The 14,146-nt window shown below is 65.3% G+C and carries 13 protein-coding genes; 6 read left to right on the top strand and 7 right to left on the bottom strand.

Annotated elements, in window-relative coordinates:
- Nucleotides 1-65: 65 nt before the first annotated feature.
- Together Q6A48_RS23460 and Q6A48_RS23455 are read left to right on the top strand one after the other, a co-directional pair.
- Complete coding sequence (locus Q6A48_RS23460; RefSeq protein WP_304556783.1) at nucleotides 66-767, top strand: response regulator; 702 nt, start codon at nucleotides 66-68, stop codon at nucleotides 765-767.
- A gap of 4 nt (nucleotides 768-771) precedes the next feature.
- Complete coding sequence (locus Q6A48_RS23455) at nucleotides 772-2,064, top strand: ATP-binding protein (RefSeq protein ID WP_304556782.1); 1,293 nt, start codon at nucleotides 772-774, stop codon at nucleotides 2,062-2,064.
- A gap of 160 nt (nucleotides 2,065-2,224) precedes the next feature.
- On the opposite strand, the gene Q6A48_RS23450 is transcribed toward Q6A48_RS23455, so the two are convergent.
- Nucleotides 2,225-2,866, bottom strand: a complete 642-nt coding sequence (locus tag Q6A48_RS23450) for a DUF1345 domain-containing protein (RefSeq protein ID WP_304556781.1) — start codon at nucleotides 2,864-2,866, stop codon at nucleotides 2,225-2,227.
- A gap of 318 nt (nucleotides 2,867-3,184) precedes the next feature.
- On the opposite strand from Q6A48_RS23450, the gene Q6A48_RS23445 reads away from it, so the two are divergent.
- Together Q6A48_RS23445 and Q6A48_RS23440 are read left to right on the top strand one after the other, a co-directional pair.
- A complete protein-coding gene (locus Q6A48_RS23445) occupies nucleotides 3,185-5,266 on the top strand; it encodes a putative bifunctional diguanylate cyclase/phosphodiesterase (RefSeq protein ID WP_304556780.1) in 2,082 nt (693 codons plus the stop codon).
- A 648-nt stretch (nucleotides 5,267-5,914) separates the two neighbouring features.
- Complete coding sequence (locus Q6A48_RS23440) at nucleotides 5,915-6,223, top strand: RcnB family protein (protein WP_304556778.1); 309 nt, start codon at nucleotides 5,915-5,917, stop codon at nucleotides 6,221-6,223.
- Here the strand turns inward: Q6A48_RS23440 and Q6A48_RS23435 are convergent.
- Together Q6A48_RS23435 and Q6A48_RS23430 are read right to left on the bottom strand one after the other, a co-directional pair.
- Nucleotides 6,220-6,543 (bottom strand): protealysin inhibitor emfourin, encoded by a 324-nt coding sequence (locus Q6A48_RS23435; protein ID WP_304556777.1) that lies wholly within the window; start codon nucleotides 6,541-6,543, stop codon nucleotides 6,220-6,222. The genes Q6A48_RS23440 and Q6A48_RS23435 overlap by 4 nt on opposite strands.
- On the bottom strand, nucleotides 6,543-7,604 hold the full coding sequence (locus tag Q6A48_RS23430) for a M4 family metallopeptidase (protein WP_304556775.1): 1,062 nt from the start codon (nucleotides 7,602-7,604) through the stop codon (nucleotides 6,543-6,545). The genes Q6A48_RS23435 and Q6A48_RS23430 overlap by 1 nt, the downstream gene beginning before the upstream one ends.
- Before the next feature lie 171 nt (nucleotides 7,605-7,775).
- On the opposite strand from Q6A48_RS23430, the gene Q6A48_RS23425 reads away from it, so the two are divergent.
- On the top strand, nucleotides 7,776-8,117 hold the full coding sequence (locus Q6A48_RS23425) for an FKBP-type peptidyl-prolyl cis-trans isomerase (protein ID WP_304556774.1): 342 nt from the start codon (nucleotides 7,776-7,778) through the stop codon (nucleotides 8,115-8,117).
- Between the two features lie 92 nt (nucleotides 8,118-8,209).
- A complete protein-coding gene (locus Q6A48_RS23420; RefSeq protein WP_304556772.1) occupies nucleotides 8,210-8,962 on the top strand; it encodes an ArsR/SmtB family transcription factor in 753 nt (250 codons plus the stop codon).
- Nucleotides 8,963-9,091: 129 nt separating this feature from the next.
- Here Q6A48_RS23420 and Q6A48_RS23415 read toward each other — a convergent pair whose 3' ends face one another.
- The 4 genes from Q6A48_RS23415 to Q6A48_RS23400 form a co-directional block, all read right to left on the bottom strand.
- On the bottom strand, nucleotides 9,092-10,111 hold the full coding sequence (locus Q6A48_RS23415; protein WP_304556770.1) for a branched-chain amino acid aminotransferase: 1,020 nt from the start codon (nucleotides 10,109-10,111) through the stop codon (nucleotides 9,092-9,094).
- Between the two features lie 301 nt (nucleotides 10,112-10,412).
- The gene (lpdA, locus tag Q6A48_RS23410) at nucleotides 10,413-11,798 is read right to left on the bottom strand and encodes a dihydrolipoyl dehydrogenase (RefSeq protein ID WP_304556769.1); all 1,386 of its coding nucleotides are present in this window, start codon (nucleotides 11,796-11,798) and stop codon (nucleotides 10,413-10,415) included.
- A 14-nt stretch (nucleotides 11,799-11,812) separates the two neighbouring features.
- The gene (locus Q6A48_RS23405) at nucleotides 11,813-13,087 is read right to left on the bottom strand and encodes a dihydrolipoamide acetyltransferase family protein (RefSeq protein ID WP_304556768.1); all 1,275 of its coding nucleotides are present in this window, start codon (nucleotides 13,085-13,087) and stop codon (nucleotides 11,813-11,815) included.
- Nucleotides 13,088-14,146, bottom strand: coding sequence for an alpha-ketoacid dehydrogenase subunit beta (locus Q6A48_RS23400; protein WP_042730815.1), 1,059 nt, complete (start codon nucleotides 14,144-14,146; stop codon nucleotides 13,088-13,090).

Raw genomic sequence — 14,146 nt, 5'->3', positions numbered from 1 at the left:
CCCTGTGGGAGCGGGCCTGCCCGCGAAGACGGTCCATCAGGTACCCCAGCATTCTGGAAACACCCATGCCCAACATCCTCCTGGTCGAAGACGACCCCGCACTGTCCGAACTCATCGCCAGTTACCTGGAGCGCAATGGCTATCAAGTCAGCGTGTTGGCCCGGGGCGATCATGTGCGGGAGCGGGCGCGGGTCAGCCCGCCGGACCTGGTGATCCTCGACCTGATGCTGCCGGGCCTGGACGGCTTGCAGGTGTGCCGCCTGCTGCGGGCCGATTCGGCGACCTTGCCGATCCTGATGCTGACCGCCCGGGACGACAGCCATGACCAAGTGCTGGGCCTGGAAATGGGCGCCGACGACTACGTCACCAAGCCGTGCGAGCCGCGGGTCTTGCTGGCGCGGGTGCGGACCTTGCTGCGGCGCAGCAGCCTGGCCGAGCCGCAGACCGCCAACGACCGCATCCTCATGGGCAACCTGTGCATCGACTTGTCCGAGCGCACCGTGACCTGGCGCGGCCAGCCGGTGGAGCTGTCCAGCGGCGAGTACAACCTGCTGGTGGTGCTGGCCCGGCATTCCGGCGAGGTGTTGAGCCGCGACCAGATCCTGCAACGGCTGCGCGGCATCGAGTTCAACGGCACCGACCGTTCGGTGGACGTGGCGATTTCCAAGTTGCGGCGCAAGTTCGACGATAACGCCGGCGAAGCCCGCAAGATCAAGACCGTCTGGGGAAAGGGCTACCTGTTCAGCCGTTCCGAGTGGGAATGTTGAGCCCATGTGGAAACTGCTGATTCGCCTGTACCTGGTCACCATCGTCTCCTACAGCGCGGCCATCTACCTGATGCCGGAACTGGTGATCCGCCTGTTCCACGAGCGTTTCATGAGCTACAACCTCGATCACTCCCGTGGCTTGCAGGCCCTGATGGTCAAGCAGTTCCAGGCGGTGCCCAGCGAGCAGTGGCCGGCGCTGGCCGCCGAGATGGACAAGGCGTTCGAGCCGCTGCGCATCGAACTGGCGAGCGTCGATGACCCGGGTTTCAGTGCGGCGGAACAAGCGCGGCTCAAGCGCGGTGAAAACGTCGTGCGCCTTGGTGACTGGGCCTGGCGCACCCTGGCGGTCGCGCCGTTGGATGAGCGCACGGCGGTCAAGCTGATCGTTCCGCCGGACCCGGCCGACGTCAATTGGCTGTACTGGAGCATCAACGTGCTGGTGGGGGCGACCATGCTTGCGTGCCTGTTGCTCTGGTTGCGGCCGCACTGGCGTGACCTGGAGCGTCTCAAGCGCACCGCCGAGCGCTTCGGCAAGGGTCACCTGGAGGCGCGCACGCAGATCGCCTCCAGTTCCAACATCGGCAGCCTGGCCCACGTGTTCGACACCATGGCCGGCGACATCGAAAAGCTGCTCAACCAGCAGCGCGACCTGCTCAACGCGGTGTCCCATGAGTTGCGCACCCCGCTGACCCGGCTCGATTTCGGCCTGGCGCTGGCCCTGTCCGACGATCTGCCGCCGGCCAGTCGCGAGCGCCTGCAAGGGTTGGTGGCGCACATTCGCGAGCTGGATGAGCTGGTGCTGGAACTGCTTTCCTACAGCCGGCTGCAAAACCCCGGGCGCTTGCCCGAGCGGGTCGAAGTGCCCTTGGACGAGTTCATCGACAGCATCCTCGGCAGTGTCGACGAGGACCTGGCGGACCCGGACGTGGTGATCGATGTGTTGCTGCACGGCACGCTGGAGCGTTTCGAACTCGACCCGCGCCTGACCGCCAGGGCCTTGCAGAACCTGCTGCGCAACGCAATGCGATATTGCGAGAAACGCATCCAGGTCGGCGTACTGGTGGGCGACCAGGGCTGTGAGATCTGGGTCGACGATGACGGCATCGGTATCCCGGATGACGAGCGCGAGCGGGTCTTCGAGCCGTTCTACCGCCTGGACCGCAGCCGCGACCGCGCCACCGGCGGCTTTGGCCTGGGCCTGGCCATCAGCCGCCGGGCCCTGGAAGCCCAGGGCGGCACCCTGACCGTCGAGGCCTCACCGCTGGGCGGTGCGCGTTTCCGACTGCGGCTGCCCTAGGCTCTGTCTGAAATGTGTCTGCACTCGCCCATACTGCGTTGAAACGGGGCTCGGAATGCTCATGTACGCCAGTACACTGCGCTTCCTCGCCCCGTTTCGCCTTGTCTGGCCTTCGCGCAGACACATTTCAGACAGAGCCTAGGTGGCGCCTGGGCCCGCTTCAGCCAAACAACCCCGCGGCGATGTTGATCGAGAAGCCCAGGATCGCCGTGTTGAACACGAAGCCGATCAATGATTGCGCCAGCACGATCTTGCGCAATTGCCGGGTGGCGACCCCCACGTCGGAGGTCTGCACCGCGACGCCGATGGTGAAGGAGAAGTACAGGAAGTCCCAATAATTAGGCGTGGTCAGGCCTTCGGCGAACCGCAACGCCGGCTCGGTGCCCTCCCAGGTGTAATACAGCCGCGCGTAGTGGACGCTGAAGATCACGCCGATCAGCAACCACGAGCCGATCACCGTCATCGCCGTGAAAGCGTAATGCAACAGCTTGCCGGTGGCCTGCAGGTCACGGCTGCCGGCCAGTTCGACGGTGATGGTCGCCAAGCTGGCCAAGGCCGCGATGCAGACCATCAACAAGACCAGCCCGGCGTTTTCGTCTTCGATCTCGGCGATGCGCCTGACGTCGGGCGCCTTGGCCCGTACGGTCAGCCACAGCATCAGCGCCAGGTAGGTCCAGACGCCGGCGTTCCAGCCGATCAGGACCTTGCTGATGAGGCTGTCCGCCGGCGCCAGGAAGCCTACCGCCAGGCCGATGGCCATGGCGCTGGAAAGACGCGGGTGGGTACGGGCGAGGAAGGGCATGGGGGGCTCACTGTCCGGGACTTTTCATACAGACACGATTGGCCTGCGTGGCTCATTCGGGTACTCAAATTAACCCTATAGGCCACCAGTATGCTCAGACAAGTGGGCGCTCGGCTATCGCCTGGAGGGGGGCCGCAGGTTTTTTGTCCGGGTCGACAGATTTTGATTGACCGCCGCTCATCGGCCAGCAGAATGTCTTTCGTCGCAAATATCCAAGAGTGATGGCTTTTTGATACCTGTGTGGGCCTCGATTGAGTACAATCGCGGCCAACAACCGGGCATGGAGGCAGTCCGGCTCTTTCGTCACGAGAACACTCCATGCTGATCGGTACGTATTCCACTGCGCTCGTTTGCATCTCCCTGTTTGTCGCTGTCCTGGCGTCCTATACCGCGCTGGACCTGGCCGGGCGTATCGCCACCGCCCAGGGCCGGGCTGCGCACCTGTGGATGGCGGGCGGTGCGTTGGCGATGGGCGTGGGCGTCTGGTCCATGCACTTCATCGGCATGCTGGCGTTCTCCTTGCCGGTGCAGCTGGGCTACGACACCTCGATCACCGCGCTGTCGCTGTTGATCGCCATCCTGTCCTGCGGCTTTGCCTTGTGGCTGGTCAGCCAACCGCGCCTGCCGGCGTGGCAATTGGCGTTCGGCGCGTTGATCATGGGCGCGGGCATCAGTGCCATGCACTACACCGGCATGGCGGCGTTGCGAATGCAGCCGGGCATCGACTATGACCCGACGCTGTTCGGCGCATCGCTGGTCATTGCCGTCGGTGCGTCCGCGGCGGCCCTGTGGATCGCCTTTCGCCTGCGCCACAACAGCCCACACGTGCGCCTGGCCCGGGCCGGTGCCGCGGTGATCATGGGCATCGCCATTGTCGGCATGCATTACACCGGCATGGCCGGGGCGCAGTTTCGCGACGGCAGCTTTTGCGGCGCCCTGGACGGCCTCAGCGGCAAGGGCCTGGATAACGTGGTGCTGATCACTACCCTGGCGGTGTTGTCCATTACCTTGCTGACCTCGATTCTCGACGCGCGCCTGGAGGCCCGGACCGCCGAACTGGCCCAATCCCTCACGGTGGCCAACCGCGAACTGACGCAACTGGCCCTGCACGACCCCCTCACGGGCCTGCCCAACCGTGTGCTGCTGGCCGACCGCATTGGCCAGGCCATCAACCGGGTGCAGGAGCAGGGCGGCTGCTTTGCCCTGATGTTCATCGACCTCGACGGTTTCAAACCGGTCAACGATGCCTTCGGCCACCACATGGGCGATTTGTTGCTACGCGACGTGGCGCTGCGCCTGCGTGAGGACCTGCGCAGCCACGACACCCTGGCGCGGATCGGCGGCGACGAATTCGTGCTGCTGGTGCAACTGGCCGATCCGGAGGACGCCCTGCGCCTGGCCGCCCGCCAGGTCGGGCTGATCGGCCAGACGTTCCGGGTGGCCGAGCACGATTTGCAGATCTCCGCGAGCGTCGGCATCGCGGTGTACCCCGGCAACGGCACCAGCGCCGAAGAGTTGCTGATGAATGCCGACGCGGCGATGTACCACGCCAAGGGGGCGGGCAAGAACGGCCACAGCTTCTTCGACGCCTCGATGAACAGCAACGCCCGCAAGCAATTGCAGCTGTTGCAGGATCTGCGCATCGCCGTGGAACAGCGCCAGTTCAGCCTGCATTACCAACCCAAGTTCGACGCCGCCAACGGACGTCCGGTGGGGGCCGAGGCGCTGTTGCGCTGGACCCATCCGACCCAGGGCCTGTTGATGCCCGTTACGTTCATCGACCTGGCGGAAAAGACCGGGTTGATCATCCCCATCGGCGAATGGGTACTGAACGAAGCGTGCCGCCAGATGCGCGAATGGTACGTGCTCGGCTACACCGACTGGCGTATCGCGGTGAACCTCTCGGCGTTGCAGTTCTGCCATGCCGGGCTGGTGCAGAGCGTCGCCAAGGCCTTGGAAACCCATCGCCTGCCGGCCAACAGCCTGACCCTGGAAATCACCGAAACCACGGCCATGAGCGATGCGGATGCGAGCATGACGGTGCTGCAGCAGCTGTCCGACATGGGCGTGGACTTGTCCATCGACGACTTCGGCACCGGCTATTCCAGCCTGATGTACCTCAAGCGCCTGCCGGCCAACGAGCTGAAGATCGACCGTGGCTTCGTACGGGACCTGGAACACGACAGCGATGACGCGGCCATCGTCTCGGCCATCGTCGCCCTCGGCCAGGCCCTGGGCCTGCGGATCGTCGCCGAGGGGGTGGAGACCGACATGCAGCAGGACTTCCTGACCCAGCTGGGTTGCGACTCCCTGCAAGGCTACCTGCTGGGCCACCCACTCCCGGCCGAGCGCTTCCTGCACGACCTGCGCCAGGTAAAACGCGCCGCCACCATGGCCTGAAGCCCTGAAGAAACCGCGGGTGTCATGAATAATGAACCCACCCCGGAGCTGTAGGAGCGAGCCTGCTCGCGATCGTGGTGGTGCAGATGGCGACGATATTGACTGGGCCGCCGTCATCGCGGGCAAGCCCGCTCCCACAGTGGATCCCGGTTGTCCACCACACCCCGGCCCAACACAAATCCCTGTGGGAGCGGGCCTGCCCGCGAAGGCGTCGGCACAGGCAACATGGCTGCAAGCTGACACACCGCCATCGCGAGCAGGCTCGCTCCCACACTGGATCCCGGTTGTCCACCACACCCCGGCCCAACACAAATCCCTGTGGGGGCGGGCCTGCCCGCGAAGGCCCAGGCAACATGGCTGCAAGCTGACACACCGCCATCGCGAGCAGGCTCGCTCCCACACTGGATCCCGGTTGTCCACCACACCCCGGCCCAACACAAATCCCTGTGGGAGCGGGCCTGCCCGCGAAGGCGTCGGCACAGGCAACATGACTGCAAGCTGACACACCGCTTTCGCGAGCAGGCTCGCTCCCACAGTGGTTCCGGCGGTGGTGGCGGTCGTGGAAATCAAGTCCGCCGCGCAAGTAAAAGGAATGATTCGCCGCCGTTGAAGTCCCACCTCCAGTACCCCGAATAACTGGAGTTTCCTATGCGCAAATCCCCCCTGATCGCCAGCCTGGTCCTGATTGCCGGTCTCGGAGCCCTCGGGCCCGTGGCGCAAGCGGCGCAAACCACCGGAGATGCGGTGGAACACTCGCCCAACAATGGCCGCCGGCTGGTGGAGGCCGACCGCACGCCCGCGGAATACCAGCGCTCGGACAAGGCCATCAAGAACTGGAAGGAGAAGGGCCTCGACGCCCCTGACGAGGGGGCGCAATGGGTGCAGATCAATGACAAGTACGTGATGGTGGTGATCGCGTCCGGACGGATTCTCAAGATCACCCCCGCCACGCGCTAAAGCAGCTCGCCTTTGTCCCACAGGTGGACCAACTCGCCAGGTGCCTGGTCCTCAGGCACCTTCAACACCATTTCATCGTCCTGGTCGTTGGCGCGGTAGCGCACCTCGATCTGGAAGAAGCGCTGGTCACCGCGACCCGGTGCAGGGGCCGCCAGCGGCAGGCAGCCCTCCAGCACCGAGCAGATACGGCTGCGCTGGTTGATGTCGCATTGGGCGAATTCGATTTCCCGTGGCCGGGTCAGGGCATGGATGGCCGCCACGCCGCCCTGGCGTGACAGCCGGACCACGGCGTTGTCGTCGAGCGCTGGAAGGGTTTTCATCAACTCTCCTGTGTCAGGTCGACGCCGACCTGGCGCCAGCCGTCCTGCACCGCTTGCACTTCCCGCGCACCGAAGCGTTGGCGGGCGTGCTCGACGGTCAGGCGGGCGAAGTCGCTGAAGGACGCGTCGTTGGCCAGTTTTCTGTCGCACAAGGTGTCATACCAGATCCGGCCGGCCTTTTCCCAGGCAAATCCGCCCAGCGTAGTCGCCACCAGATAAAAGGCACGGTTGGGAATGCCGGAATTGATGTGCACGCCGCCATTGTCCTCGCGGGTGATGACGAACTCGCGCATGTGCGCCGGTTGCGGGTCCTTGCCCAGCAGCGGGTCGTCGTAGGCGCTGCCGGGGTTGGACATGCTGCGCAGGCCGTCGCCGTTGATCCGGTCGGTGAGCAGGTCGGCGCCGATCAGCCAGTCCGCCTGGTCGGCGGTCTGTTCGAGCACGTACTGCTTGACCAGCACGCCGAACACATCGGAGACGGACTCGTTCAGCGCCCCGGACTGGTTGGCGTAGACCAGCCCGGCTTCGCTTTCGGTGACGCCGTGGGCCAGTTCGTGGGCCACCACGTCGAGGGATCGGGTAAAGCGCTGGAAGATTTCCCCATCGCCGTCGCCGAAGACCATCTGCGCGCCGTTCCAGAAGGCGTTCTGATAGCCCTGGCCATAATGCACGCTGCCCACCAGGGCGAAGCCCTTGTTGTCGATGGAATCGCGGCCGAGGACTTTCCAGAAGAACTCATAGGTGGCGCCGAGGGCATCGTACGCCTCGTCCACGGCCGGGTCGCCGCTGGCCGGCTGGCCTTCCAGGCGGATCGGCTGGCCGGGCAGTTCCATGGTGTTCTGGGCATCGTGCACGGTGCGTTGCGGGTGCCCGGCCTTGCCCGGCTTGGGCAGTTTCGCCGCGGCCGGCGGCTGGTCCGGCGGGCCGGGGTTGTGGCGCAGGCTGCGCACGTGGGTCAGGGTGCCGAGGGCGCTGGAACGTTGCTGTTCGGAGCCGTGGGCAATGATCCGATTGAGGATGTACGGAGGAATGAAACCGTGGAGCGGGCGAGAGTCGATCATCAGAAAATCCTTATCTGAAATGCTGGGCGATTACCCATGTGAACCGAAGTGCCTCCAGCGGTTCCCCGGAAGATGGATCCAACCTCGTGCTAAACACGAAATCCATCGACGGGATTGCCAGGCACGCCGATTTCTGCGAAAACCCGCGCCTCGAATCACACGGGAATGCCCATGAACGAAGAACTGCATATCACCGACCTGCAACAGGGCGACGGCAAAAGCGTAGTCAAAGGCGCGCTGATCACCACCCAATACCGTGGCACGCTCGAAGACGGCACCGAATTCGATTCGTCCTACAGCCGTGGCAAGCCCTTCCAGTGCGTGATCGGCACCGGTCGTGTCATCAAGGGCTGGGACATAGGGCTGATGGGCATGAGGGTGGGCGGCAAGCGCAAGCTCTGGGTGCCCGCCCACCTGGCGTACGGCGAACGCTCCATGGGCGCCCACATCAAGCCCAACGCCAACCTCATCTTTGAAATCGAACTGCTGGAAGTGCTGACCCGGGACGATTGAACGGCGGCGCGGTTCCGTGCCGGCGGCATCCGGCCCAAAGTGTTGCTACTCTTTGCAGATGATGCATGGCTTGATTCGTCAGGAAGCGAAATATGGATGCGGAACTGCATGACCTGGGCGTCTCCCAAGTGGCTGCGGCCATTGCCGAGCCGGCCCGGACCCGAATGTTGTGTGCGTTGATGGACGGCCACGCCCGGACCAGCACGGAGCTGGCCAGCATCGCCGACGTCAGTGCCTCCACCGCCAGCGCGCACCTGGCGAAACTCAAGGACCTGGCCCTGGTGCGAGTGCACGTGCAGGGCCGTCATCGCTACTACAGCCTGGCGGACAAGCGCGTCGCCCAAGCCCTGGAAGCGCTGATGGTGATCGGCCAGAACGCCGCGCCGACCTTCACCCCGCGGACCCCGGATCGCTTGCAATTCGCCCGCACCTGCTACGACCACATGGCCGGGACCCTGGCGGTGCGCCTGCATGACCGCCTGCTCGAAGCCGGGTGGCTGGTGGAGGACGGGCAGGGCTACCGGCTGAGCGAGTCGGGCGAGGCGTTGTTCGCGGGCCTGGGCGTTGACGTCCAGGTCCTCGCCGCGCAACGCCGCCGCTTCGCTTGCCCCTGCCTGGACTGGAGCATGCGCCGTCCACACCTGGGCGGGGCCTTGGGGGCGGCGTTGCTGCAGGTGGCGATCAAGCGCAAATGGGTGGTCCAGGACCTGGACAGCCGGGCGCTGGGGCTGAGCGCCACGGGTCGCAAGGAAATGGCCGCGCGCTTGGGCGTGGCGCTCGAACAGGCGCAGACCCCGGCCGACGCCTTCCCGAGCCGGGCCGCTCCGGCCGTTGAGCTGCGCTGAACCGAGCCCAGTTCGTCCCTTGGTGGGCGCGAGCCCGTTCGTGAAGGCGGCAGCCGTTTCACATCAGCCAAGAAAAAGCCCACCCCTGCCGATGCAGGGGTGGGCTCTTGATGAGGGCAGGGCTGTGGGTCAGACCTTGACGATCCAGCCGGCCGGCGCTTCCACGTCGCCGGTCTGCACACCGGTCAGCTCTTTGTAGAGCTTCTGGGTGATCGGGCCGACTTCGGTTTCACTGTGGAACACGTGCAGCTTGTCCTTGTAGTGGATGCCGCCGATCGGGGTGATGACCGCAGCGGTGCCGCAGGCGCCGGCTTCCTTGAAGTCCGACAGGTTGTCGATCAGCACGTCGCCTTCGACCACTTCCAGGCCCAGGCGCGATTTGGCCAGCTCGATCAGCGACAGGCGGGTGATGCCCGGCAGGACCGATGGGGAGTTGGGGGTGACGAACTTGTCGTCGTGGGTGATGCCGAAGAAGTTCGCCGAGCCGACTTCCTCGATCTTGGTGTGCGTCAGCGGATCGAGGTAGATGCAGTCGGCGAAGCTGGCTTTCTTGGCCTGGGAGCCGGGCATCAGGCTGGCGGCGTAGTTGCCACCGACCTTGGCCGCGCCGGTGCCTTGCGGGGCGGCGCGGTCGAAGCTGGAGATCAGGAAGTTGTGCGGGGTCAGGCCACCCTTGAAGTAGGCGCCGACCGGGATGCAGAAGATCGAGAAGATGAACTCGGGTGCGGTGCGCACGCCGATGTTGTCACCCACGCCGATCACGAACGGGCGCAGGTACAGCGCGCCACCGGTGCCGTAGGGCGGGATGAAGCGCTCGTTGGCGCGGACCACTTGCTTGCAGGCTTCGACGAACTGTTCGGTGTCGACGTGCGGCATCAGCAGGCGGGCGCAGCTGCGTTGCATGCGGGCGGCGTTCTGGTCCGGGCGGAACAGGTTGATCGAGCCGTCCTTGCAGCGATAGGCCTTCAGGCCTTCGAAGCATTGCTGGCCGTAGTGCAGGGCGGTGGAGCCTTCGCTGATGTGCAGCACATTGTCGTCGGTCAGGGTGCCGGCGTCCCAGGCGCCATCGCGCCAGTGCGACAGGTAGCGCTTGTCGGTCTTGATGTAGTCAAAGCCCAGTTTGTCCCAATTGATGCTCTCGTTACCCATGACACCCTCTATTTCTAAGCAACCGTCGAAACGGATTCAAGGCTTCTGACGTTTTTGGATGGGGACAACAATACTTCATTCCGGGGTTGTTTCGCAGCCTGTAACACCAATCCGATGGATGAGCGCCCAACCGGCTGGTGTTCCGCAAATCCTGTGGCGAGGGGATTTATCCCCGTTGGGCCGCGCAGCGGCCCTTGCTTTCAGCCCCTATACCTGACGCCCGGCGCTCACAGGTTTTAGGGCTGCTGCGCAGCCCAGCGGGGATAAATCCCCTCGCCACAAAATCATTCAACCGCGATTGTTAAATGTGCAACGCATGCCCCAACGCCCGTAGCGCCGCTTCCTGCACCGCCTCGCCCAGGGTCGGGTGGGCGTGGATGGTGCCGGCGATATCTTCCAGGCGCGCGCCCATTTCCAAGGATTGGCCGAATGCGGTGGACAGTTCCGAGACGCCCACGCCGACCGCTTGCCAGCCCACGATCAGGTGATTGTCCCGGCGCGCCACGACCCGCACGAAACCGCTCTTGGATTCCAGGGTCATGGCGCGGCCGTTGGCGGCGAACGGGAAGCTCGACACGATACAGTCGAGCCCGGCCGCCTTGGCCTCGTCCGGGGTCTTGCCGACCACCACCAGCTCCGGGTCGGTGAAACACACCGCGGCGATGGCCGCCGGGTTGAATTCCCGCTGCTGGCCGGCGATCAGCTCGGCGACCATTTCGCCCTGGGCCATGGCCCGGTGGGCGAGCATCGGTTCGCCGCTCAGGTCACCGATGGCCCAGACGTTGCGCATGCTGGTCTGGCAACGCCGGTCGATCTGGACCGCCGGGCCGTTCATCGCCAGGTCCAGCGCTTCGAGGTTCCAGCCCTGGGTGTTGGGTTTGCGCCCCACGGCCACCAGGACCCGGTCGGTGTCCAGGTTCAGGATCTCGCCGGCCGGGTCACGCACTTGCAACGTGCTGGCCTGGGCATCGAAACCTTCGACGCTGTGCTTGAGGTACAGCTTCACGCCCAGTTGCTTGAGCGCCTCGTGCACCGGCTGGGTCAGTTCGCCGTCGTAGGCCGGCAGGATCCGCTCCTGGGCTTCGACCACGCTGACCTCGGCGCCGAGCTTGCGGTAGGCGATGCCCAGCTCCAGGCCGATGTAGCCACCCCCGACCACCACCAGGTGCCTGGGCACCGAGGTGGGCGCGAGGGCTTCGGTGGAAGACACGATCGGCCCGCCCAGCGGCAGCATCGGCAGGTTGACGCTGGTCGAGCCGGTCGCCAGCAGCAGGTGTTCGCACTGGATGCGGGTGTCGCCGACTTCGACGGTCTTGCCGTCGACGACCTTGGCCCAGCCATGGATGACCTGGACCTTGTGCTTCTTCAGCAGCGCCGCGACGCCGGTGGTCAGGCGATCGACGATGCCGTCCTTCCATTCCACGCTCTTGCCGATGTCCAGGCTCGGCGCCGCGACCGTGATGCCCAGCGCAGAACCCTGGCTGTGGTGCCGGGTCTGGTGGAATTGCTCGGCCACATGGATCAACGCCTTGGACGGGATGCAGCCGATGTTCAGGCAGGTCCCGCCCAGCGCCTGGCCTTCCACCAGGATGGTCGAGATGCCCAGTTGCCCGGCGCGGATCGCCGCCACATAACCGCCGGGGCCGCCGCCAATGATCAGCAAGGTGGTGTTCAAAGTCTGTTGCATGCCAGCTCCCATGATTAATCGACGAACAAGGTGGCGGGTTGTTCGAGCAGGCCGCGCAGGGCCTGGATGAATTGCGCCGCGTCCATGCCATCGACCACCCGGTGATCGAAGGAGCTGGAGAGGTTCATCATCTTGCGGACCACGATCTGTCCCTTGATCACCACGGGACGCTCGACGATCTTGTTCACGCCGACGATGGCCACTTCCGGCAGGTTCAGCACCGGCGTGCTGACGATGCCGCCAAGGGCGCCCAGGCTGGTCAGGGTAATGGTCGAGCCGGACAGCTCATCGCGGCTGGCCTTGCCGTTGCGGGCGGCCGTGGCGAGGCGGCTGATCTCGGCCGCGCTGTCCCACAGGCTGCGGGCTTCGGCATGGCGGACCACCGGCACCATCAGGCCGAAGTCGCTCTGGGTGGCCACGCCGACGTGCACCGCGCCGGAGCGATGGATGACTTGGGCTTGATCGTCGTAGCGCGCGTTCATCTGCGGGAAGTCGCGCAAGGCCACCACCAGCGCCCGCAGCAGGAACGGCAGCAGGGTCAGCTTGCCGCGACTGGCGCCGTGCTTTTCATTCAAGTGGACCCGCAGCTCTTCCAGCGCGGTGACGTCGATTTCCTCGACGTAGCTGAAATGGGCGGCGCGCTGGGTCGCTTCCTGCATGCGTTGGGCGATCTTGCGCCGCATGCCGATCACCGGGATCTGCTCCTCGTCATGGCGTTCGGCGTAGCCGGAACCGCCCTTGGCCGGGGTCGATGGACCTTGGGCCAGGTACGCCTCCAGGTCTTCGTGCAGGATCCGGCCGGCGGGGCCGCTGCCCTGGACCAGGCGCAACTGGATGCCCAGGTCCAAGGCATGCTTGCGCACGGCAGGGGACGCCAGCGGGCGCTCGTCGGGATCCCGCGCCACCGGGGCCTGGGCGACCGGGCGTGGGGCGGCGGGTTGTGCTGCCACGGGCCGGGGCGCGGCCGCTGGTTCCGGGGCCGGGGCCGGTTTCGCCACCGGTTGCACCTCGGCGGCCGGCTGTGTCGATTCCTTGAGGTTGCCAGCGCCTTCCACTTCAATGCGGATCAGTTCGCTGCCCACCGCCATGACTTCGCCCGGCTCACCGCCCAGGGCGATGACCCGGCCATGCACCGGCGAGGGAATGTCGACCATGGCCTTGTCGGTCATGACATCGGCCAATACCTGGTCTTCGACCACCAGGTCGCCGACCTTGACGTGCCACACCGACAGTTCGACTTCGGCGATGCCTTCGCCAATGTCCGGCATCTTGATAACGTGCGTGCCCATTCAGACCTCCATGACCCGTTTCAACGCCGCGCCCACACGGGACGGCCCTGGGAAATACGCCCACTCCTGCGCATGCGGGTAGGGGGTGTCCCAACCGGTGACGCGCTCGATGGGCGCTTCCAGGTAGTGGAAGCAGTGCTCCTGGACCAGCGACACCAGCTCGGCGCCGAAGCCGCAGGTGCGGGTGGCTTCGTGGACGATCACGCAGCGGCCGGTTTTCTTCACCGACTTGACGATGGTTTCCAGGTCCAGCGGCCACAGGCTGCGCAGGTCGATGACCTCGGCGTCGACGCCGCTTTCCTCGGCGGCCACCTGGGACACGTAGACCGTGGTGCCGTAGGTGAGGATGGTCACTTCATTGCCCGGGCGGGTGATGGCGGCCACGTCCAGCGGCACGGTGTAGTAACCGTCCGGGACCTGTGCCGAGGGGTGTTTGGACCACGGCGTTACCGGGCGGTCGTGGTGGCCGTCGAACGGGCCGTTATACAGGCGCTTGGGTTCGAGGAAGATCACCGGGTCATCGTTTTCGATGGAGGCGATCAGCAGGCCCTTGGCGTCGTAGGGGTTGGACGGCATCACGGTGCGCAGGCCGCAGACCTGGGTGAACATCGCCTCGATGCTCTGGCTGTGGGTCTGGCCGCCGTAGATGCCGCCGCCGCAAGGCATGCGCAACGTCATCGGCGCGGTGAACTCGCCGGCCGAGCGATAGCGCAGGCGCGCCGCTTCGGAAATGATCTGGTCCGAGGCCGGGTAGACGTAGTCGGCGAACTGGATCTCGGCCACCGGCCGCAAGCCGTAGGCGCCCATGCCCACCGCCACGCCGACGATGCCGCTTTCGGAAATCGGCGCGTCGAACACCCGCGAGGTGCCGTATTTGTTCTGCAGGCCTTCGGTGCAGCGGAACACGCCGCCGAAGTAACCCACGTCCTGGCCGAACACCACGACGTTGTCGTCACGTTCGAGCATCACGTCCATGGCCGAGCGCAGGGCCTGGATCATGGTCATGGTGGTAGTGGTCATGGCGGTATCCAGCGCAATAGTGTTGTTGTGATCGTTCAT

This window comes from Pseudomonas citrullilanati, from assembly GCF_030580855.1.
Taxonomy (GTDB): Bacteria; Pseudomonadota; Gammaproteobacteria; order Pseudomonadales; family Pseudomonadaceae; genus Aquipseudomonas; species Aquipseudomonas citrulli.
Note: the sequence above shows the minus strand (reverse complement) of the source record. Positions and strands in the feature narration are given on the sequence as shown.